Source organism: Streptomyces sp. NBC_00102 (genome assembly GCF_026343115.1).
Taxonomy (GTDB): domain Bacteria; phylum Actinomycetota; class Actinomycetes; order Streptomycetales; family Streptomycetaceae; genus Streptomyces.
Window position 1 is genome coordinate 4,860,901 of sequence record NZ_JAPEMC010000001.1, and the last position, 21,833, is coordinate 4,882,733.

General features: G+C 72.5%; 18 protein-coding genes. 13 read left to right on the forward strand and 5 right to left on the reverse strand.

Going from position 1 to position 21,833, the window contains the following annotated elements; genetic code table 11:
• Positions 1-48 precede the first annotated feature (48 nt).
• The 4 genes from OHA55_RS21810 to nudC all read left to right on the forward strand — a co-directional run bounded on the left by OHA55_RS21810 (position 49) and on the right by nudC (position 9,541).
• Positions 49-3,489, forward strand: coding sequence for an ATP-dependent DNA helicase (locus OHA55_RS21810; protein WP_266708845.1), 3,441 nt, complete (start codon positions 49-51; stop codon positions 3,487-3,489).
• A 97-nt stretch (positions 3,490-3,586) separates the two neighbouring features.
• Positions 3,587-7,141: a UvrD-helicase domain-containing protein gene (locus OHA55_RS21815; RefSeq protein ID WP_266708847.1), complete on the forward strand. Its 3,555-nt coding sequence runs from the start codon at positions 3,587-3,589 to the stop codon at positions 7,139-7,141.
• Between the two features lie 10 nt (positions 7,142-7,151).
• Positions 7,152-8,555, forward strand: coding sequence for a dipeptidase (locus OHA55_RS21820; RefSeq protein ID WP_266708849.1), 1,404 nt, complete (start codon positions 7,152-7,154; stop codon positions 8,553-8,555).
• Between the two features lie 38 nt (positions 8,556-8,593).
• Positions 8,594-9,541, forward strand: a complete 948-nt coding sequence (gene nudC / locus OHA55_RS21825) for an NAD(+) diphosphatase (RefSeq protein ID WP_266708851.1) — start codon at positions 8,594-8,596, stop codon at positions 9,539-9,541.
• A gap of 185 nt (positions 9,542-9,726) precedes the next feature.
• Here nudC and OHA55_RS21830 read toward each other — a convergent pair whose 3' ends face one another.
• A complete protein-coding gene (locus tag OHA55_RS21830) occupies positions 9,727-10,107 on the reverse strand; it encodes a MerR family transcriptional regulator (protein WP_266708853.1) in 381 nt (126 codons plus the stop codon).
• A gap of 133 nt (positions 10,108-10,240) precedes the next feature.
• Between OHA55_RS21830 and OHA55_RS21835 the strand changes: the two genes are divergently transcribed.
• Positions 10,241-10,948 (forward strand): SDR family oxidoreductase, encoded by a 708-nt coding sequence (locus OHA55_RS21835; RefSeq protein WP_266708855.1) that lies wholly within the window; start codon positions 10,241-10,243, stop codon positions 10,946-10,948.
• Between the two features lie 177 nt (positions 10,949-11,125).
• On the opposite strand, the gene OHA55_RS21840 is transcribed toward OHA55_RS21835, so the two are convergent.
• Positions 11,126-11,383, reverse strand: coding sequence for a glutaredoxin domain-containing protein (locus OHA55_RS21840; protein ID WP_266708857.1), 258 nt, complete (start codon positions 11,381-11,383; stop codon positions 11,126-11,128).
• Between the two features lie 360 nt (positions 11,384-11,743).
• Between OHA55_RS21840 and OHA55_RS21845 the strand changes: the two genes are divergently transcribed.
• The 4 genes from OHA55_RS21845 to OHA55_RS21860 all read left to right on the forward strand — a co-directional run bounded on the left by OHA55_RS21845 (position 11,744) and on the right by OHA55_RS21860 (position 15,379).
• Positions 11,744-13,969: an ATP-dependent DNA helicase UvrD2 gene (locus OHA55_RS21845; RefSeq protein WP_323180437.1), complete on the forward strand. Its 2,226-nt coding sequence runs from the start codon at positions 11,744-11,746 to the stop codon at positions 13,967-13,969.
• A 177-nt stretch (positions 13,970-14,146) separates the two neighbouring features.
• Positions 14,147-14,482 carry a hypothetical protein gene (locus OHA55_RS21850; RefSeq protein WP_266708859.1) on the forward strand — a complete coding sequence of 112 codons (336 nt, stop codon included), beginning with the start codon at positions 14,147-14,149 and terminating at the stop codon, positions 14,480-14,482.
• Between the two features lie 172 nt (positions 14,483-14,654).
• Positions 14,655-15,023, forward strand: coding sequence for a WhiB family transcriptional regulator (locus OHA55_RS21855; protein ID WP_266708861.1), 369 nt, complete (start codon positions 14,655-14,657; stop codon positions 15,021-15,023).
• A 17-nt stretch (positions 15,024-15,040) separates the two neighbouring features.
• A complete protein-coding gene (locus tag OHA55_RS21860) occupies positions 15,041-15,379 on the forward strand; it encodes a hypothetical protein (protein ID WP_266710900.1) in 339 nt (112 codons plus the stop codon).
• Between the two features lie 206 nt (positions 15,380-15,585).
• Here OHA55_RS21860 and OHA55_RS21865 read toward each other — a convergent pair whose 3' ends face one another.
• Positions 15,586-16,425: a class I SAM-dependent methyltransferase gene (locus tag OHA55_RS21865; protein WP_266708863.1), complete on the reverse strand. Its 840-nt coding sequence runs from the start codon at positions 16,423-16,425 to the stop codon at positions 15,586-15,588.
• 540 nt (positions 16,426-16,965) lie between these two features.
• Between OHA55_RS21865 and OHA55_RS21870 the strand changes: the two genes are divergently transcribed.
• The 3 genes from OHA55_RS21870 to OHA55_RS21880 all read left to right on the forward strand — a co-directional run bounded on the left by OHA55_RS21870 (position 16,966) and on the right by OHA55_RS21880 (position 18,001).
• A complete protein-coding gene (locus OHA55_RS21870; RefSeq protein WP_266708865.1) occupies positions 16,966-17,166 on the forward strand; it encodes a hypothetical protein in 201 nt (66 codons plus the stop codon).
• A gap of 131 nt (positions 17,167-17,297) precedes the next feature.
• The gene (locus OHA55_RS21875) at positions 17,298-17,528 is read left to right on the forward strand and encodes a hypothetical protein (protein WP_266708867.1); all 231 of its coding nucleotides are present in this window, start codon (positions 17,298-17,300) and stop codon (positions 17,526-17,528) included.
• 53 nt (positions 17,529-17,581) lie between these two features.
• Entirely contained in the window at positions 17,582-18,001 is a 420-nt protein-coding gene (locus tag OHA55_RS21880) for a DUF6882 domain-containing protein (protein WP_266708869.1), read from the forward strand.
• Positions 18,002-18,118: 117 nt separating this feature from the next.
• On the opposite strand, the gene OHA55_RS21885 is transcribed toward OHA55_RS21880, so the two are convergent.
• Together OHA55_RS21885 and OHA55_RS21890 are read right to left on the reverse strand one after the other, a co-directional pair.
• Positions 18,119-19,729 (reverse strand): AarF/ABC1/UbiB kinase family protein, encoded by a 1,611-nt coding sequence (locus OHA55_RS21885; protein WP_266708871.1) that lies wholly within the window; start codon positions 19,727-19,729, stop codon positions 18,119-18,121.
• A gap of 63 nt (positions 19,730-19,792) precedes the next feature.
• On the reverse strand, positions 19,793-20,935 hold the full coding sequence (locus OHA55_RS21890) for a ThiF family adenylyltransferase (RefSeq protein WP_266708872.1): 1,143 nt from the start codon (positions 20,933-20,935) through the stop codon (positions 19,793-19,795).
• A 224-nt stretch (positions 20,936-21,159) separates the two neighbouring features.
• Here OHA55_RS21890 and OHA55_RS21895 point away from each other — a divergent pair, with 224 nt between their 5' ends.
• Positions 21,160-21,780: a M48 family metallopeptidase gene (locus tag OHA55_RS21895; protein WP_266708873.1), complete on the forward strand. Its 621-nt coding sequence runs from the start codon at positions 21,160-21,162 to the stop codon at positions 21,778-21,780.
• Positions 21,781-21,833 lie beyond the last annotated feature (53 nt).

A 21,833-nucleotide genomic window follows, 5' to 3' on the forward strand; every position in this document is an offset into this window, starting at 1 on the left:
GGCCGGCGCACCACCCGTCAGCGCACCACCGACAGGACCGGCGAAACCGTGAGCTCCTCCTCCACCACCCGGCAGGACCCGCCCCGCGAAACGCGACGGCGGGCGCCGGGCGCGTACCGGCTGGTGCGCACGCCCCCGGGGTCGGTGGAGCCCCCTGTGCTGGACGCGGCACAGCGCGCGGTGGTTGACCACCCGGGCGGGCCACTGCTGGTCCTCGCCGGACCCGGCACCGGCAAGACCACGACACTCGTGGAATCCGTCGCCGCGCGGGTGACCGCCGGCACGGACCCCGCCCGCATCCTCGTCCTCACCTTCAGCCGCAAGGCCGCCGTGGAACTCCGCGACCGGATGGCGGCCCGGCTCGGCGCCGCCCGCGGACCGCAGGCCACCACCTTCCACTCGTACTGCTACGCCCTGGTCCGAGCCCACCAGGACGCCGACCTGTTCGCCGATCCGCTGCGCCTGCTCTCCGGACCCGAACAGGACGTCACCGTCCGCGAACTGCTCGCGGGCCAGCTCGACCTGGAGAAGTCCGGCCTCTCCCACGTGCGCTGGCCCGACGAACTCCGGGCCTGCCTGACCACCCGCGGCTTCGCCGACGAGGTGCGCGCCGTCCTGGCCCGCAGCCGCGAGCTGGGCCTCGGCGCGGACGCCCTGGCCGACTTCGCCCGCCGGACCGGGCGCCCCGACTGGGGCGCGGCGGCCCAGTTCCTCGCGGAGTACCTCGACGTGCTCGACGCGCAGGGGGTCCTCGACTACGCCGAACTCGTCCACCGCGCGGTCCTGCTCGCCGAGCGCCCGGAGGTCGCGGAGCGGCTGGCCGGGGAGTACGACGCCGTCTACGTCGACGAGTACCAGGACACCGACCCGTCGCAGGTGCGGCTGCTGCACGCGCTGGCCGGCAACCCCGTGGGGCGTACGCCGGGTGGGACGGGTACCGGTCAGGGCGCGGGCGTGCACGCCGGCGGACGTCCCGGGGCGGGCACCGGGGTGCGTACCGGTGCGGCCTCCGGTGGCCGGACGCTGATCGCGTTCGGCGACCCGGACCAGTCCATCTACGCCTTCCGGGGCGCCGACGTGAACGGCATCCTCGACTTCCCCGACACCTTCCCGCGCGCGGACGGGGCGCCCGCGCCCGTGGGCGTACTCACCACCTCGCGACGGTCCGGCGCCGGCCTCCTCGCCGCCACCCGGCTGCTCACCCGCCGGATGCCGCTCACCCGGCTGCCCGCCGAGAAGGTACGCGCCCACCGCGAACTCTCCGCCGTCCGCGACGGCGGCCAGGCGGAGGTCTACACCTACCCGACCGCCTCCACCGAGCTCGACAACATCGCCGACCTGCTGCGCCGCGCCCATCTGGAGGACGGCGTGCCGTGGAACGAGATGGCCGTACTGGTACGCGCCGGCGGGCGCTCGATGCCCTCCGTGCGCCGGGCGCTCACCTCCGCCGGAGTGCCCCTGGAGGTCGACGGCGACGACCTCCCGCTCCGTCACGAACCCGCCGTCGCCCCGCTGCTGACCGCCCTGCGCGCGGTGGCGGAGGCGGCCCTCGACCGGGGCCACCCGGACAGGGGCGACGAGGGTGCCCCGGACGAGGGCGCCCCGGACGACCGGCGCGTCCTGGACGAGGAGACCGCCCTCACCCTGCTCACCTCGCCGCTCGGCGCGATGGACGCCGCAGACCTGCGCCGCCTCGGCCGGGCCCTGCGCGACGACGAGCGGGCCGCCGGCAACCGCGTACCGCCGCCCTCCGGCGAACTGCTCGCACTGGCCCTCTCCGAACCCGAACGCCTCGTCACCCACGACCCCGTCTACGCCCGGGGCGCCCAGCGCCTCGGCACCCTGCTGGCCCGGGCCCGCACGCTGCTCCAGGAAGGCGGCACCGCCGAGGAAGCGCTCTGGACCCTCTGGAACGGCACCCCCTGGCCCAGCCGGCTGGAACGCGCCGCACTGCGCGGGGGCACCGCCGGGCGCAACGCCGACCGGGACCTGGACGCCGTGTGCGCCCTCTTCGAGACCGCCGCACGGGCCGAGGAACGCACCGGCGGGCGCGGGGCGCTCAACTTCCTGGAGGAGGTGGACGCCCAGGACATCGCCGCCGACACCCTCTCGCGCCGGGTCGCCCGGCCCGACGCGGTCCGGCTGATGACCGCCCACCGCTCCAAGGGCCTGGAGTGGCGGCTCGTCGTGGTCGCCGGGGTGCAGGAGGGGCTCTGGCCCGACCTGCGCCGCCGCGGCTCCCTGCTGGAGGCCGACCGGATCGGCCGCGACGGACTCGCCGAACCCCTCACGCCCGGCGCGCTCCTCACCGAGGAACGCCGGCTCTTCTACGTCGCCGCCACCCGCGCCCGCGAGCGCCTGATCGTCACCGCGGTCAAGGCACCGGCCGACGACGGCGACCAGCCCTCCCGGTTCCTGGCCGAACTGGGCGTCGAACCCCGGGACGTCACCGGCCGCCCCCGCAGGCCGCTCGCCGTCGCCGCCCTCGTCGCCGAACTCCGCGCCACCACCGTGGACCCCGCCGCCTCCGGGGCACTGCGCGAGGCCGCCGCCCAGCGCCTCGCCCGGCTCGCCTCGCTCACCGACGACGAGGACCGCCCCCTGGTGCCCGCCGCCCACCCGCACCGCTGGTGGGGCCTGGACGAGCCGACCCGGTCCGCCGTACCGCTGCGCGACCGGGACCAGCCCGTCGTGCTCTCCGGCAGCGCCCTCGAACAGCTCGCCCACACCTGCGCGCTCCAGTGGTTCCTCGGCCGCGAGGTCAAGGCCGACGCCCCCGCCACCGCCGCCCAGGGCTTCGGCAACGTCGTCCACGTACTCGCCGACGAGGTCGCCTCCGGCCGCACCCCCGCCGACCTGGACGTCCTCATGGAACGGCTCGACACGGTCTGGAACGGCCTCGCCTTCGACGCACCCTGGAAGTCCGAGCAGGAGAAGGGCCAGGCCCGCGCCGCCCTCGAACGCTTCCTCCACTGGCACGTCATGGACCGCTCCGGCCGCACCCCCGTCGCCGGGGAGCACGGATTCGACGTGACCCTCGAAGCGGGCGAGTACGCCGTCCGCATCCGGGGCTCCATGGACCGCGTCGAACGCGACGCCGAGGACCGGGCGTACGTCGTCGACTTCAAGACCGGCAAGCAGGCGCCCACCAAGGACGAGGTGGCCCGCCACCCGCAGCTCGCCGTCTACCAGCTGGCCGTCCGGGAGGGCGCCGTCGACGAGGTCTTCGGCGGCCTGCGCCCCGAACCCGGCGGCGCCGAACTCGTCCAGCTGCGCCGCCCCGCCCCCGTGCGCGAAGGCGGCGAGACCTCGCCGCAGGTGCAGGCCCAGCAGCCGCTGGCCGGGGAGTGGGTCTCCGACCTGCTCGCCACCGCCGCCGGACGCGTGCTCGACGAGCGCTTCACCCCGACCACCGGCACGCACTGCGGCCACTGCGCCTTCCGCGCCTCGTGCAGCGCCCGGCCCGAGGGCCGCCACGTCGTGGAGTGATGCCGGCCACGGCAGCGTCCCCGCGGGCCGTTCGGCCCATGGAGCGGTGCCCACAAGCCCGGGACACGATGTCGGCCCGCCCGGTTACCGTTCATGGGTGTCCTCACGTCTCACCGATCCCGAGCAGCTCAAGGAGCTGCTGGGCATCCCCTTCACCCCGGAGCAGACGGCCTGCATCACCGCGCCGCCCGCCCCGCAGGTGATCGTGGCCGGAGCCGGCTCCGGCAAGACGACCGTGATGGCCGCCCGCGTGGTCTGGCTGGTCGGTACCGGCCAGGTCGCCCCCGAACAGGTCCTCGGCCTCACCTTCACCAACAAGGCCGCAGGCGAACTCGCCGAACGCGTCCGCAAGGCCCTGGTGGCCGCCGGGGTCACCGACCCCGACGTCATCGACCCGGACAACCCGCCCGGCGAGCCGAGCATCTCCACGTACCACGCCTTCGCCGGCCGGCTGCTGACCGACCACGGGCTGCGGATCGGGCTGGAGCCCACCACCCGGCTGCTCGCCGACGCCACCCGCTACCAGCTCGCCGCCCGCGTGCTGCGCGACGCCCCGGGCCCGTACCCGGAGCTCACCCACTCCTTCCCCACCCTGGTGGGCGACCTCCTCGCGCTCGACGGGGAGCTGGCCGAGCACCTGGTCGAGCCGGAGGCCCTCGCCGCGTACGACACCGCGCTCCTCGGCACCCTCGACGGCGTCAAGCTCTCCAACGAGCAGCTGCGCAAACTCCCCGGGACCGCGCGGGCCCGGGGCGAACTGCTCACCCTCACCGAGCGCTACCGGCAGGCCAAGCGCGGCCGGGACCTGGTCGACTTCGGCGACCAGATCGCCCTCTCCGCCGAGCTCGCCCTCACCCGGCCCGAGGTCGGCGCCCTGCTGCGCGACGAGTTCCGGGTGGTGCTGCTCGACGAGTACCAGGACACCTCCGTCGCCCAGCGGCTGCTGCTCTCGGCCCTCTTCGGCCACGGCCCGGCCGGCCGCACCGGGCACGCCGTCACCGCGGTCGGTGACCCCTGCCAGGCCATCTACGGCTGGCGCGGCGCCTCCGTCGCCAACCTGGACGACTTCCCCCAGCACTTCCCGCACGCCGACGGCACCCCCGCGACCCGCCACAGCCTCAGCGAGAACCGCCGCAGCGGCGGACGCCTCCTCCAGCTCGCCAACGGCCTCGCCGAACCGCTGCGCGCCCGCCACGAGGGCGTCGAGGCGCTCCGCCCCGCACCCGGGGCCGAACACGACGGCATCGTCCGCTGCGCCCTGCTCCGCACCCACGCCGAGGAGATCGACTGGCTCGCCGACTCCCTCGCCCACCTGGTGCGGACCGGCACCGCGCCCGCCGAGATCGCCGTACTCTGCCGCACCGCATCCGACTTCCCGCAGATCCAGGCCGCGCTGGTGGCCCGCGACATCCCCGTCGAGGTCGTCGGCCTGTCCGGACTGCTCCACCTCCCCGAGGTCGCCGACCTGGTCGCCGTCTGCGAGGTCCTCCAGGACCCGGGCGCCAACGCCTCCCTGGTCCGGCTGCTCACCGGCCCGCGCTGGCGCATCGGCCCCCGCGACCTCGCCCTGCTCGGCCGCCGGGCCCGCCTCCTCGTCCACCGCACGTTCGTTGTCGACGGCGACGGCGGAGCCGACGCCGACCTGCGGCTCGCCGAAGCCGTCGAGGGCACCGACCCGGCCGAGGTCGTCTCCCTCGCGGACGCCCTGGACACCTTCCTCGACCAAGGCGGCGCCGAGGACGACGGACTGGCGTTCTCCGCCGAGGCCCGGGTCCGGTTCGCCCGCCTCGCCGCCGAACTGCGTGACCTGCGCCGCTCGCTGGCCGACCCGCTGATGGACGTACTCCACCGGGTCCTCGCCACCACCGGGCTCGAAGTCGAGCTGTCCGCCTCCCCGCAGGCGCTGGCCGCCCGTCGCCGCGAGACACTCCACAACTTCCTCGACATCGCCGCCGGTTTCGCCTCCCTCGACGGCGAGGCCACCCTCCTGGCGTTCCTCGGCTTCCTGCGCACCGCCGCCCAGTACGAGAAGGGGCTCGACAACGCCCTTCCGGGCGGCGAGAACACCGTCAAGGTGCTCACCGCCCACAAGTCCAAGGGCCTGGAGTGGGACGTGGTCGCCGTACCCGGCCTGGTCACCGGCCAGTTCCCCAGCAGCCGCGCCCGTGAGTCCTGGACCTCCCAGGCGCAGGTGCTCCCGCACGCCCTGCGCGGCGACGCGGCCACCCTCCCCGCCCTGGACACCTACGACGCCAAGGCGCTCAAGGCGTACCAGCAGGAGATGAAGGAGCACCAGCACACCGAGGAGCTCCGCCTCGGCTACGTCACCTTCACCCGCCCCCGCTCCCTGCTGCTCGGCTCCGGCCACTGGTGGGGCCCCTCGCAGAAGAAGACCCGGGGCCCCTCGGCCTTCCTGGACGCGCTGTACGAGCACTGCGCCGCCGGACACGGCGAGATCGAGATCTGGGCGGACGAGCCGGAGGCCGACGAGGAGAACCCGGCGCTCGCCGATCAGGACGCCGACATCGCCTGGCCGCTGCCCCTGGACCCCACCGCGACCGCCCGCCGCCGGGCCGCCCGGGACACCGTCCTCGCGCACCTGGACGCCTGGGCGGGTGCCGGCGCGCTCCCGTACGCCGAGCCGGACCCGGCCCCCGTTCGGGGCGAGGAGGACGGGGAGCCTGACGACGAGCCTTACGACGAGTACGGGGAGCCTCACGAGGAAGACTGGGACTCCCTCACCACCGACCGTCCCGAGGTCTCCGGGACGAATGAGGCCCATGAGGCCCATGAGGCCCGTGGGGTCCATGAGGCCCCTGGGGCTCCTGAGACTCCTCCTGAGGTCACGGAGGTGCATGAGGTCCCTGAGACGGCAGAGGCCCTTGAGACGGCAGAGGTCCCTGAGGCCCCTCACCCGTACATCCCCGCCGCCCGGCCGCCCAGCGAGCTGACTCCCGAGGAGAGCCGCATCCTCGCCTCCTGGGACCGCGACCTCGACGCCCTCGCCGGTGAGCTGCGCCGGGCCCGCGCCACCGTGCGGGACGTCGTCGTACCCGCCTCGCTCTCCGCCACCCAGCTGCTGCTGCTCGCCGACGACCCCGACGCCTTCGCGCGGGAGCTGGCCCGCCCGATGCCCCGCCCGCCGCAGCCCGCCGCCCGCCGGGGCACCCGGTTCCACGCCTGGGTCGAGTCCCGCTGGGAAGAGCTCCCGCTGCCGATGCTCGGCCCCGACGAACTCCCGGGCGGCGACGGAGACGAGAACGACATCGCCGACGAACGCGAGCTCGCCGAACTGAAGGAGGCGTTCGAGCGGACCGAGTACGCCCGCCGCACCCCGTACCGGGTCGAGACCCCCTTCCAGATCTCGCTCGCCGGGCGGGTCGTCCGGGGCAGGATCGACGCCGTGTACCGCGCGGAGGACGGCAGCCACGAGATCGTCGACTGGAAGACCAGCCGCCACCGCACCGCCGACCCGCTCCAGCTCGCCGTCTACCGGCTCGCCTGGGCCGAACTCCACGACCTGCCCGTCGAATCCGTCACGGCGACCTTCCTGTACGTACGTACAGGAGAGACCGTCCGGCCCCGCTCGCTGCCCGGCCGGCCGGAGCTGGAGCGCCTGCTGCTGGATGAGCAACCTCCGCGGGCCCGTTAGGCTCAATGGCATGAGCGACACCCCGGACAGCGCCGTCCAGCCGTACATCGAGCAGCACCGCGAGTCCTTCCTCGAAGACCTCGCGGCATGGCTCCGCATCCCCTCCGTCTCCGCCCAGCCGGAGCACGCCGGGGACGTACGGCGCAGCGCCGCATGGCTGTCCGACAAGCTCAGGGACACCGGGTTCCCGGTGTCCGAGGTCTGGGAGACGCCGGGCGCCCCGGCGGTTTTCGCCGAGTGGCCCTCCGACGATCCCGACGCCCCCGTCGTCCTGGTCTACGGCCACCACGACGTACAGCCCGCCGCCCGCGAGGACGGCTGGCACACCGAGCCGTTCGAACCGGTCGTCCGGGACGGGCGGATGTACGGACGGGGCGCCGCGGACGACAAGGGCCAGGTGTTCTTCCACACACTCGGCGTCCGCGCCCACCTCGCCGCGACCGGCCGCACCACCCCTGCCGTCCACCTCAAGCTCCTCGTCGAGGGCGAGGAGGAGTCGGGTTCCCCGCACTTCCGCGCCCTGGCCGAGGAACGCGCCGAGCGCCTCGCCGCCGACATCGTGATCGTCTCCGACACCGGCATGTGGGACGAGGACACCCCGACCGTCTGCACCGGCATGCGCGGCCTCGCCGAGTGCGAGATCGAGCTGTACGGCCCCGAGCAGGACATCCACTCCGGATCGTTCGGCGGTGCCGTCCCCAACCCCGCGACCGAGGTGGCCCGCCTGGTCGCCGCCCTCCACGACGAGCGCGGCCGCGTCGCCGTCCCCGGCTTCTACGACGGGGTGGCCGAACTCAGCGACGCCGAGCGCGCTCTCTTCGCCGAGCTCCCCTTCGACGAGGCCGCCTGGCTGCGCACCGCCAAGTCCACCGCTGCCTCCGGCGAGGACGGTTACTCCACCCTCGAACGTGTCTGGGCCCGCCCCACCGCCGAGGTCAACGGCATCGGCGGCGGCTATCAGGGCGCCGGCAGCAAGACGATCATCCCCTCCTCCGCGCTGGTCAAGATCAGCTTCCGGCTGGTCGCGGGCCAGGACCCGGACCGGGTGGAGAAGCTCGTACGGAGCTGGGCCGAGGACCGGATGCCCGCGGGCATCCGCCACCGGATCACCTTCACCCCCGCGACCCGGGCCTGTCTGACCCCGCTCGACCACCCCGCCCTCCAGGCGCTGGCCCGCGCCATGGGGCGGGCGTTCGGCAAACAGGTCCTCTTCACCCGGGAGGGGGGCTCCGGCCCCGCCGCCGACCTCCAGGACGTGCTCGGGGCGCCCGTCCTCTTCCTCGGCATCTCCGTACCGTCCGACGGCTGGCACGCCCCCGACGAAAAAGTCGAGCTCGGCCTCCTTTTCAAGGGCGTGGAGACCACCGCCCACCTCTGGGGTGAACTGGCCGCCGCACTCCGCCGCAACAACTGAGTACCCGATCCGCCCCGGGGGAGTAGGAAGCAAGAACTGTGAGTACCTTCAGCACCGACCACACCAACCGCCCCATCGGCCTCACCGCCCCGAGCGGCATCGACCGCGCGGCCCACCACCGTCTGGACGAGGCGTGGCTCGCCGTCGCCTGGAGCCACCCCACCACCAAGGTCTTCGTCGTTTCCGGCGGCCAGGTGCTGGTCGACGACACCGCCGACGGCGGCACCGAGATCGTCATGACACCGGCCTTCGAGGCCCCCCTGACCGAGACCCACCGTTACTTCCTCGGCACCGACGGGGACGGGGTCAGCTACTTCGCCCTCCAGAAGGACTCGCTGCCCGGCCGGATGGACCAGCAGGCCAGGCCCGCCGGACTGCGCGAGGCGGGCATGCTGCTCAGCGACCGGGACGCCGGCCTCATGGTCCACGCGGTGGCCCTGGAGAACTGGCAGCGGCTGCACCGCTTCTGCTCCCGCTGCGGCGAGCGCACCATGATCGCGGCGGCCGGGCACATCCGCCGCTGCCAGGCGTGCGGCGCCGAGCACTACCCCCGTACCGACCCCGCCGTGATCATGCTGGTCGTCGACGACCAGGACCGCGCCCTGCTCGGCCGCCAGGTGCACTGGCCCGAGGGCCGGTTCTCGACCCTCGCCGGGTTCGTGGAGCCGGGCGAGTCGATAGAGCAGTCGGTCGCCCGCGAGGTGCTGGAAGAGGCCGGAATCACCATCGGGGAGGTCGAGTACGTCGCCAGCCAGCCCTGGCCCTTCCCGTCCAGCCTGATGCTCGGCTTCATGGCGCGGGCCACCACGTCGGAGATAAACGTGGACGGCGACGAGATCGAGGAAGCCCGCTGGTTCTCCCGCGACGAACTGACGGAGGCCTTCGAGTCGGGCGAGGTACTGCCCCCGAACGGCATCTCCATCGCGGCCCGGCTCATCGAGATGTGGTACGGCAAGCCCCTCCCGAAGGTCCGCCCGCTGGGCTGAGGCCGGGGGACGGGCGGCGGGCAGCGGGCCGGTCGGGCGGTGGACGGCCCGGTCGGGCGGGACGGGACAGGCCGTGCGGGCCGGAGCGGTCGGTGGTCACCGCTCCGGTGGGGTACGGCCGCGGACCCCGGGCCCGGTCCGGCCCGCTCCCGCCCGGCCCGCTCCCGCCCTTGCCGCGCGCAACCTCAGCCGGAGCCGGGTGAGCACACGGCCGGTGACGACTCCGTGTACTGCCCGGCGAGGCCGATCAGCTCGTCCAGGCGTGTCCGTGCCCGGGTCAGGTCCTCGATCCGGGCCTGGATGCGCTCGCGTTCGCCGGTGAGCCGGAGCGTCATCTCCGGCGTCGCGACCAGCGTGTCGGCGAACGGCAGGATGTCCAGGATCGCCTTGCTCGGCAGCCCGGCCGAGTAGAGGAGCTGGATGAACCTCACCCGCTCGACGTCGGACTCGGCGTACTGGCGCTGGTCCCCCGGACCACGGGCGGCGACGACGAGCCCCTGCTCCTCGTAGTAGCGCATGGCCCGAACGCTGACCCCCGCGCGTTCGGCGACCCTCCCGATACGCATCGCGTCCAGCCTCCTTCGTCCGGTCGTCCTCGGCCGTTTCATCCGGTCCTATGCTCCGATGCCGGAACTCGTTCGGACCCGATCCGGGCATGGACTTGAACCTCACGTCGGCGTGAGGTTTTAGCGTACGTGCATGGACATCAGCGGAGCCACAGCGCTCGTCACCGGAGCGAACCGCGGCATAGGCCGCCACCTCGCAGCCCAGCTCGTGGAGCGGGGCGCGAAGGTCTACGCGACCGCACGTCGGCCGGAAGCCGTCGACCTCGACGGCGTGGAGATCCTCGCCCTCGACATCACCGACCCCGACGCCGTCGCGACCGTCGCCCGCACGGCTCACGACGTCGACCTGCTCGTCAACAACGCGGGCATCGGAGGCGGCACCCTGCTCGGCGACCTCACCGGCGTCCGCGCCACCCTGGACGTGAACTTCTGGGGCACCCTCTCCATGGTCCGGGCCTTCGCGCCGGTCCTGGAGAAGAACGGCGGCGGCGCCGTCCTGAACATCGCGTCCTCGGCGTCCTGGTTCGTCTTCCCCGGCAACGGCGCCTACGGGGTCTCGAAGGCGGCCGTCTGGAGCATGGGCAACGCGCTGCGCCAGGAGCTGGCCGGACAGGGAACCACCGTCACCTCGGTCCACCTCGGCGCCGCCGACACCGACATGATGAAGGGGTACGACGTGCCCAAAATGGCACCGGCGGACGTCGCGCGCGCGGCTCTCGACGGTGTCGAGGCGGCGGCGTACGAGGTCGTCGTGGACGAGTTCACCCACATGGTGAAGGCCTCGCTGAGCGGGGACCCGAGGGAGTTCGAGAGCCAGTTCCTGAAGCTTCTCCAGGCCTGACCAGCGCGGTAGGGCCGGAAGCTTCTCCAGGCCCGACCACGCGCACGGCGCCCGTTCCCACGCGGCGCCCGTTCCCGCACGGCGGCCCTGCCCCCGCCACCGCGGCAAGCGAACGAGGCCCTCACCCGGTTCTTCACCGGGCGGGGCCTCGTGCGCAGTCGTACCGCGTGCGGCGGGTCAGGCGCCGAGCGCCTGCTTCACCTGCGCGAGGCTGGGGTTGGTCATGACGACCTCGGAGCCGCCCTGCGCGGGAACGATCCGGACGGTGGGAACCGTCTGGTTTCCGCCGTTCGCCTTCTCGACGAAGGCGGCCGACTCCGGGTCCAGCTCGATGTTGATCTCGGTGTACCCGATGCCCTCGCGGTCCATCTGGCCCTTGAGGCGGCGGCAGTAGCCGCACCACGTGGTGCTGTACATCGTCACTGTGCCCGGCATGTCGTTGGTGCTCCTCTGGTCGTCTCGTCCGTTTCGCCGCACGCCCGAAGCCGGAAAGGCCGAAGCCGGAAAGGCCGAAAAGGTGCGGTGCCCGGGTCCGCGCACCATGCACCCGAAGCAGGATGATGGACGCAGAACCCGCCCTCACAACGCGCGCGGCCCCGTCGCCATTCCCCGCCGTCATCCCCGTTGCCTTTTCCGCCGTCATTCCCGCCGTCATTCCCGCAGTCGTCCCCGTCGTCATTCCCCCTCGCCGGTTCCCCACGGCCACCCCCGCCGCAGTCCCCGCCGGTATGACGGATGCGTCACCCCTGTGGACAACCATCCCGGTGGCCTCCGGCGACCTGGCAGCATGGCAGGGTGACAGCAGCAACGCATTCCACCCTCTTCCCCCAGGTGCCCGAGTCCCCGGACGCGGTCCTGGAAGGGCTCGATCCCGAGCAGCGCGAGGTCGCCCTCGCCCTGCACGGGCCGGTGTGCGTACTGGCCGGAGCGGGCACGGGCAAGACCCGCGCGATCACCCATCGCATCGCGTACGGCGTCCGCGCCGGGATCCTCCAGCCGTCCACCGTGCTGGCCGTCACGTTCACCAACCGGGCCGCCGGCGAGATGCGCGGACGCCTCCGCCAGCTCGGCGCCACGGGGGTGCAGGCGCGCACGTTCCACTCCGCCGCACTGCGCCAGCTCCAGTACTTCTGGCCGAAAGCAGTCGGTGGCGAGCTGCCCCGGCTGCTGGAGCGCAAGGTGCAGATGGTCGCCGAGGCGGCGGCCCGCTGTGAGATCCGTCTCGACCGCAACGAACTCCGTGACGCCACGAGCGAGATCGAGTGGTCCAAGGTCACCCAGACCGTTCCGGCCGACTACCCGGCCGCCGTGGCCAAGAGCCTCCGCGACGCCCCCCGCGACCCCGCGGAGCTCGCCAAGATCTACGCGACGTACGAACAGCTGAAGCGCGACCGGTCCGTGATCGACTTCGAGGACGTGCTGCTGCTCACAGTCGCGATCCTCCAGGACCGCAAGGACATCGCCGAGAGCGTCCGCGCCCAGTACCAGCACTTCGTGGTCGACGAGTACCAGGACGTCAGCCCGCTCCAGCAGCGGCTGCTCGACCTCTGGGTCGGCGGCCGGGACAACCTCTGCGTGGTGGGCGACGCCAGCCAGACGATCTACTCCTTCACCGGCGCCACCCCCGACCACCTGCTGAACTTCCGTACCGCCCACCCGAACGCCACCGTGGTCAAGCTGGTCCGGGACTACCGCTCCACCCCGCAGGTCGTCCACCTGGCCAACGGGCTCCTGAGCCAGGCGAGCGGACGGGCCGCCGAGCACCGCCTCGAACTCGTCTCCCAGCGCGACAAGGGCCCCGAGCCCCTCTACACGGAATACGCGGACGAACCGGCCGAGGCGGAGGGAACCGCCCGCCGCATCCGCGACCTCATCGCGGCGGGCGTGCCGGCGGGGGAGATCGCCGTCCTCTACCGGGTGAACTCCCAGTCCGGCGTCTACGAGCAGGCGCTCGCCGACGCCGGGGTGCCCTACCAGCTGCGCGGGGCCGAGCGGTTCTTCGAACGCCGCGAGGTCCGTGAGGCATGGGTGGCCCTGCGCGGCGCCGCCCGCGCCGGCGGGAACGACTCCCTGGTCGACGCCGCCGAAGGGCTGCCCTCCCAGGTGCGGGCCGTGCTCTCCACCCAGGGCTGGACGAACCGCCCGCCCGGCGGCTCCGGGGCGGCGCGCGACCGCTGGGAGTCGCTGGCCGCGCTGGTCCGGCTGGCCGAGGACTTCGAACACGCGAAGCACGACGCGACCCTCGCCGATCTCGTCCGGGAGCTCGACGAGCGGGCCGCCGCCCAGCACGCGCCGACCGTCCAGGGCGTCACCCTGGCGTCGCTGCACGCGGCCAAGGGGCTGGAGTGGGACGCGGTGTTCCTTGTCGGGCTGACCGAGGGCATGATGCCCATCGCCTACGCCAAGACCGACGAGCAGGTCGAGGAAGAACGCCGTCTCCTGTACGTCGGGATCACCCGGGCCCGCTTCCACCTCGCGCTCTCCTGGGCGGTGTCGCGTTCGCCGGGAGGCCGGGCCGGCCGACGGCCCACCCGCTTCCTCAACGGACTGCGCACCGGCTCCGGGGCGGGGGCCCGGGGCGGAGTCGGAGGCGGCGGAGGCATCGACCGCGGTACGGGCCCCGGCGCCGCCGTCACGACCACGCGCACCGAGGGCACGGTCCAGCGCAAGAAGTGGGGTCCGGTGCGGTGCCGGGTCTGCGGCCGGACCCTGACCGCGGCCGGCGAGATGAAACTGATGCGCTGCGAGGACTGCCCCTCCGACATGGACGAGGCGCTCTACGAACGGCTGCACACCTGGCGCGCCGCCCGGGCCGGGGAACTCTCCCAGCCCGCCTGGTGCGTGTTCACCGACAAGACCCTGATGGCCATCGCCGAGGCCGTTCCCGGCAGCGAGCGCGAACTCGTCACCATCCCGGGGGTCGGGAACCGCAAGATGGGCCGCTTCGGCAGCGATGTACTGGCCATCTGCGCAGGTGAGGACGTGGATGGGGGAGATTGCGGGGGTTCCCGCGAGGAGTGAGGAAAACTCGTCGGAAAAATAGTTTGCGCCCGCGCCAGTCGTCACCATAGGTTCTTAACCACGGAAACAGCGGGCTTCTCCGAAGCCCACCTTCCGTGCTGTACTTGCCTGTACCCATCCGAATAAGCAGGACCAGCCCCGGCCGGTCCCCCGAGACGCCGAGAGGAGGCGATTCCAGTGATCAGCATCATCAAGACCGTCAAAATGACCGATCGCCCCGTCGTCTCCGCATGCTCACTCGGCCTTCTCGGCTCCTCGGATGTCTCGCTTCTCGGCACCGGTCTGTCCGGCATTTCCGCCGCACGCCCGTTGCCTCTGGCGTCCCTGCCCGTGGTCCGGGAGCGCAATGAGCGACCGATCCAGGCATCGGCGGCAGCAGGAGCGAAGGCAGAACAGGCTCAGGCCTATGCCTTTGCGGCAGCCGGTGCCGGATTCGTAAGCGCGAAGCAGACGACGTACCACCACACGATGTGGGCCTTCCGTGGGCCTGAACCCTGGAGCGATCCAGCCTGATCCAGCATCAGGCCGGCGCCTTCAGGGCCGCGGAACCCCACTCGGGATCCGCGGCCCTTTTGTTTTGTCCGAACGGATGAGACAGGACGAAGGAGCCTCGGGACAAGCAGTACCTGGTACCAGCCGACAACCGGCCAACAGCCGGAAACACCAGACGAGGACACCACCCACCGTGCAACTCGAAGCGCACGCCCCGTCCGTACCGCCTTCCCCCTCGATCGTCCCGCCCGGTTCCACGGAGGACCCCACCTTGTTGCCCCTCACCACCCTCACCGCTCTCGACGACGCCATCGAGAACCTCGGCACCCCGGTGCCCTGTCGCTCCTACGACCCCGAGGTCTTCTTCGCCGAGTCGCCCGCCGACGTCGAGTACGCCAAGTCCCTCTGCCGGACCTGCCCCCTCGTCGAGGCATGCCTCGCCGGCGCCCAGGAGCGCCGCGAGCCCTGGGGCGTCTGGGGCGGCGAGCTCTTCGTCCAGGGCGTCGTCGTCGCCCGGAAGCGGCCCCGTGGCCGTCCGCGCAAGAACCCGGTCGCGGCGTGACCGCCGACCTGGGAGTCATGACTCCCGCAGTACCGCTTCTGGTCGGCACCATCGACCGCCCCCACACTCATGACCCGCGAAATCAGGCACCCATGACCACCCCCACGAAGGAGCCCGTCGGCTCCGCCACCCCCGACGTCACGAACTCCGGCGCGAACGACTCGCGTCAGAACAGGAACCGCGAGATGCAACTCATCCCAGAAGCCATGGCTCGTGCGCATATGCACGACCGCCTGGCCGTAGCCGAGGCGGAACACCGGGCCGTCCGCCTGGTCTACGCCCGGCGGATGCAGCGCAAGGCCGAGCGCGCGTCGCTGCGCGCTCGCCGCGCGCTCGCCATGGCAGTCATGCAGTAGGAGAGCCGGGCGCCCCGGAGCACAGCTCCGTGCGCAGGCCCCAGGCCCCCCCCCACCTCACCCCGCCCGCCGGGCCCGTCGAACAGGACGGGCCCGGCGGGCGGGGTGCTGTCGGGGTGCTGTCCGGACGGGGTCCGCGAACGGCCAGGTCATCGCCCTGTCCCACCCGGTGGGTCACGGAGGTCGCCACACTGCGCCGACCAGCGTCAGCGCCTTCGTGACACCGCCAACTCGATGAGAGAGCGCCTGGTCACCCGGCCGTCGTACCGCCCGTCGATCAGGTTCGCGATGCAATCCAGCAGTCCGTTCCTGGCGGCTTCCGGAAGAGCTCGGTGACCGGAGAAGGTCCGCAGCAGCTCCAGATACCTCGACGTGGTGTAGGTGAGGTCCTGCTCGTAGCGGCGACATACGGTGGGACCGAACCGTCGGCTTCGCTCGATCTCCCGCACATGGTCCAAGCCCTCGATGTCGGCGGCTGCCGGAAGCCGCAGCCCGGGTGGCGTCGCTGGGTCGAAGCGCTCGTAGCAGCGCTGGACCTCGATGAAGAACCCCTCGGTCCCGCCCCTCACATGCTGAGTGCGCACCACGGCGAGCGCCCCATCCGGACGCAGCGCGTCGGCGGCCTTGGCCACCCGCAGTGCCGGGTCAATCCAGTGGAACGCCGACGCCGAGACGACCGCGTCGAACGGCTCCTGAGGCAACGGCCAGCTCTCGAACTCCGCCGTCACCACCCGCGCCGCCGAGGCATCAGCGAGGTTGCGGCGGGCGACCGCGGCCATGCTCGGTCCTGCCTCGACGGCCGTAATCCGACAGCCGCGCTCAGCCAGCGGCACCGTGGCCTGGCCGGTCCCGCAGCCCACCTCCAGTACCCGGCTGCCGGTGCGGGCACCCGCGAGCTCCGCGAGGTCGTCGTACAGCTCCGGCGGATAGCCGGGCCTGGCCCGGTCGTACAACTCCGCATCCTCGTCGAATGTCCGGCTCAGGCGCACCCGCCGGGATTCCTCAGGCCGGTCGTCGCGCTTCGCGTGCGTGGTGTTGTCGGACATGCGGAGCAGGTTAAAGGCCAAGGCCGTGAAGTCAGGACCTGGCCGTTGGCGTCAAGATCGTGATGTTGAGCGTGGCCGGGTAGGTTCGCCGGTCAACACTGAGGCTTTTGTGTGCGTAGCGGGACAGTCTCAGGCAATGCCTGCGCGTTCATGTACGAAATTGACGGCCGCAACCGCTCTTCTTCGGCATCCGCCAAGTCGCCCGGCCCCACCACCGGGGCAGCGCCCGGTGAGCCGACAGCCGCACGCTCGGGCGGACATCCCCTCTTGCGGGCCGACTGGGAATTGCGGACATGCGCCTCCGGCGTCCGCCGTCCACGCCCTCGCGGCACCCCCTGATCTCCCCCTCGGCAAGGGAGCGTTGCCCTGCTCCCATAACCCTCCTCACCCATTCGAGTGGGGTCCGGAGAAGCCCGGACTACGGGAGTTCGCTCGGGCGGACGGCGTGGGATTTCGTCCATGTGTCGTGCGGGCCCCGGTCTCGTTTCCAGTCGTGCGTTCTGCCGCGCCGCCCGTCACCTGCGGAGTTATCGTCACGGCGTGGACGAGGAGACCTATCACCCCGAGCTGCCGGAAGCCCCCCACGTGTTCTGTGGGAGGTGCGGCACAAACGCCGGCACGACCGCACCACCCACCTGGATGTGCGAGGTGGAGAAGGACGGGCGCCAGTACTACTGCGAGAACTGCGCCCGCGCCCACATCCGGGCCATCGAAAGCCGGCTCGCCCCCGCTCTCTGGTGAGTCCCCGTCGCCCCGGTCTCTCGAGAGCAAACGACGGCCCGGGCGCTCCCCCCGGGCCGGACCGCCACGGCCCCACCCTGGGACAAGGGCCGCCGGCCAACCGGTCAGCAACCCGGGACAGACTCGGCCGAATGGGAATGTTCAAGCGGGGAAGGAAGGTGGAAAGCGCTGGTCAGGCTGGTCATCAGGCCGACCTGAGTGTGCTGCTCGCGCAGGGCGAAGAAATGATCGAACAGCTCAGGGCTGTCCCGCAATCCCTGGTGGGTGCGCGACGACAGCTACGGCACCTCGCCGCGTTGTCGGAACGTCCACATACATCCAGTATGCGGACGCTCCTCCGCCTTGCGATGCACCGCATCTGACGCCGCGCACTGATCCACCACGGATTACGGGACAGCCCTTCGGTCGCGCACATATGTCCTGGGGGCTGGGATCGGCCGACCGCTGGGATCTCGACCAGACGACCGGCACGATCACATGGACCTTCCCCGACAAGACGGCGACGGCACCGGCGCAGATTCTGGGCAGCTTCAACTCCACCTCGGGCTCCTGGATGTGGGCCTGGGTGAATCCGAGCGTCCTTCCCGGCCTGAGCAGCGACGCGCGCGACTTCCGGGACTGGGCGGAGGCGAACGGGCATCCCGCGCTCGCCCGGCCGAAGATCGAGGCCGACGCGAAGGCCGCAGCCACCCTCGTGGCCCTGGCCGTCCGGGTCACGAGGGCGACCGGCTATTACCGGAGCCAGGGAAACAACTCCCTGATCGTCACGTTCGGTCCGGTCACCCTGACAGCGGCGGACGGCAGCGTCTCCAGCTTCAACATCGATACCGAGTAGGACCGACACGGCGCCGGGCCTCGGCTCACAGGGCCGAGACTTGGCGGCCAGGCCAGGCCAGGCGTCCCGGCTCGTCCGGCGCGGGTGCCGAGCGGCCGGGCGTCCGGAAGTGCTGCCCTACACCTCCTCGGCATCCCGCTCGGCCCGTCCGTCGGAGGTCCTTTGCCCGTCGCGGCCCGCCAGCGCGCTCGGGCCTTCCGAGCCGACCAAAACCCCGAGGCCGTCCGCACCCTCCGCACCCTCCCTGCCGATCACGCCCTCCGCGCCCTCAGCCCTCTCCATGCCCTCGTCGCTGCCCGCACAGCCCTCGCTGCCCGCATCGTCCTCGCCGCCGGCCCCGGCCTCGCCGTCCGGCTCCGGGAAGCCGGGCAGCCATGCTTCGAGCTCGTCCCGCAGACGCACGGTCGCGCCCAGCTGGCAGAGCACCCCGATCGTGCTCAGCGTCACCCGGTGTATGAGGAGATAGGAGGGCGGGAGGTTCAACTGCCGTCCGAGCCGGTGTGCGGGGGAGCGGGGATCGGCGATCCGGGCCGCTTGGGTGCGCAGCCACCCCCGGCTGAAGGTGAACGCCTCCACCTGGGCCGGTTCGATGACCGGGATCAGGTAGTCCAGGACGGCATCGGGGTCCAGATCGACCGATTCCGGTACAAAACCCGCCCGCCGGAGCAGTGCGTACACCTCTTCCGCCTCCCCGAGCAGGGTCATCCGCAAGGCCTCGCCGACGATCTCGGGCAGCCCTCCCGGCAATCGGTCGACCGTGCCGAAGTCGAGTACCCCGAGACGCCACTCCCGCGCCCCGCCGTGCTCGGGGGACTCCTCCTGGGCGGGGACGAGCGGCGGCTCCTCGTCGGCGGGAGGCAGCAGGCGGAAGTTGCCCGGGTGCGGGTCCGCGTGGAGCAGACCCGTCCGGGCAGGTCCGGAGAAGAGGAAGCGCGACAGCAACTGGCCCGCCCGGTTCCGCTGCTCCGGCGTTCCCCGCTCGATCACCTCGGACAGCGGGAGCCCGTCCATCCACTCCGTCACGAGCACTTGGTCCGACTGGAGCACCACACCCGGCACGACCACGTCGGGGTCGTCCGCGAACTCGGCCGCGTGCGCCTCCTGCGCCCGCGCCTCCAGCGCGTAGTCCAGTTCCTCGGACACCCGGTCGCGCATCTCCTTGATCAGCGGCTTGATGTCCATGCCGGGGATCAACGGCCCGAGGAGCCGCGCGAACCTGCTGAGCTGAGTGAGGTCCGACAGCAGCGCTTCCCCGGCGCCCGGATACTGCACCTTCACCGCAACCTCGCGCCCATCGCGCCAGACCGCCCGGTGCACCTGGCCGATGGACGCCGCGGCGGCCGGCTGGTCGTCGAACGAGAGGAAGAGCTCGCGCCAGCTCTCGCCGAGCCGCTCCGCGAGCACCTGGTGGACCGTGCGCACCGGCATCGGGGGAGCGGCCTCCTGGAGCTTCGTCAGCGCCGCCCGGTACGGACCGGCCACCTCCTCGGGCAGCGCGGACTCGAACACGGAGAGCGCCTGACCGAGCTTCATGGCACCACCCTTCAGCTCACCCAGGGTCTTGAAGAGCTGGTCCGCCGTCCGCTGCTGCACCTCGCGGGCCACCAGCTCGGCCGGTCTGCCGCCGATCCGCTTGCCCAGGCCCCACGTGGCGCGGCCGGCGAAGCCGAGCGGCAGCGCGGCCAGTTTCGCGGTGCGGGTGACCGCCTTGCGGGGAAGATCGGACATGTGCTCCTCCAGTTCGTGAACTGCGGTGCCGGTGCGCCCATCGCGTCGATCCGGCGACGGCGGTCACCCGGCCATTGTGTCGTGAGCGGGGCCCGAGGCGGGGGAAAGCGCCCCGGCGGTGCGAGCGGCGCCGCACACACACGCCTGGTGCGGCGCGATCCGTTCGCCGCGCCATTCCATGAGGGGCAGCGCCGCTTCCCAGCGGGCGCCCGTGGCCGCCGGCAGTTCGCCGTCCAGGAAGGACAGGGCGTGCGAAGCGGCGAACCCGGCCACCGCTGCCGACAGGGCGAGGTCGCAGGCGGGCACCGCGCCCCGCCGCCCGGTCCGCCACTGCGCCACCATGCGCGGCCACTGCGCGTCCTGGTCCGCCCTGTGCAGGCCCAGACAGCCCGCGCATCCCGTGCCTCCCGGCAGCACCAGCGGGCCCACCACCCCGGTGGCCTCGATCACTCCCGCGTACAGATGGGGGGTGCCCGAGGAGATCCAGGGCTCGGCGGTCCCCGGGTCGGGGGCGTACACCGCGAGACCGTCGCGCGGGGCGACCACGACCAGGGACAGGCCGGGACCACCGGCCTCCGGTCCGCCGCCCGTCTCCGCCTCGCGCGGCGGAGCTCCCGCGGCCGACCGGCGCACGAGCCGACGGGCCGAGGCGTCGCGGCGTTCGCCGACCGCCGAGGAAGGCAGGCCGCCGGGCGCCACGTCCCAGGGTTCCGTCAGACCGCCGTCCAGCACGTCCACCCGGCCCACCCCGGACCCCGAGAGCAGCGCCGCGATCGCGGCACCGACCCGGCCGGCGCCCCGGACCTGCACCCGCATCGCCCGCCGCGCGGCGAGCCGGCGGACCGCGCTCCCCGGTTCGGGGTGCACCACGGAGAGCGAGGCGGCGTCCGGACGCTGCCGGTCCAGTACATCGGCCCGGCGGCGCAAGGCCGCGGCCTCCACGCCACCCGCGTGCGGATCGTCCAGGAGACCCGCCCCCGCCAGCCGCTCCACGAGCACGTCCACATGGCGCTCCGCCAGGTCCAGCGAGCGGGCCTCCTCCTTCAGCAGGGGCAGCCCCCGGGTGCCGTCGAGCAGCTCCAGGAAACTCCCCGTGGCGATGTCCAGAGGGCCGAAGGTGACCGCGTGCGCGGGAGTGACCCCGAATTGCACGGTGCTCCGTCCACGCCATGCGCGGCGCAGCGCGGGCTTCAGCATCGGATGCATCTCTTTCTCCCTTTACGGTCGGGCCGCTTACGGTCGGGGCCGCTCTTCCTGACCGGACTTCTCCGGCCTCTCCGCTCACAGAATGCCGACGGAGCACGAAACCCGCCGAAAGTTATCCACAGGGGCGGGAATTAGTCGTTCAAATGGTGTGCTTCCTGCGAGGATCGGAGAGGAACCGCAAGGGAGGCGGGACTTCCGCAAGGAACAGCGGGTAACGTCGGAGCGTGCCCGCCGATCCGTCACCCGGCCTCGCCGGGGAGACCCCCGCGCGCTCCGCCGCTGCTCTGCAGCGCGGTGCCGCCCGCCCTGTCCGCCCGACCGTGACGAGCGCGGTGGAGGTGCGCAGGAGCGACCGGCGCCGCAGGACCGTCTCCGCCTACCGCGAGGGCGACCGCACGATCGTGCTGATCCCGGCCCGGATGTCCGAGGCCGAGGAGAGCCGCTGGGTCGGCGTGATGCTCGACAAGCTGGCCGCCCAGGAGAGCCGCCGGGTGCTCGGTGACGGTGCGCTCGTCGAGCGCGCCGCGAGCCTGTCCGCCCAGTACCTCGGCGGCCGGGCCCGGCCCGCTTCGGTGCGCTGGGTCACCAACCAGAACACCCGCTGGGGCTCCTGCACGCCGGCCGAGGGCAGCATCCGCCTCTCGCACCGGCTGCAGGGGATGCCGGAGTACGTGGTCGACTACGTGCTCGTCCACGAACTCGCCCACCTGCTGGTACCCGGTCACGGGCCCGACTTCTGGCACCTGCTGGAGGCGTACCCGCGTACCGAGCGGGCCCGGGGGTACCTCGAAGGCGTGGTGGCGGCCGACCGGTTGCCGCACCTGCCGGCCGCCCGGGAGGAGTGACGAGCGGTCACTCTGTACCGACTGTGTACCGACTTGGCTCGATGTCGTAGTTT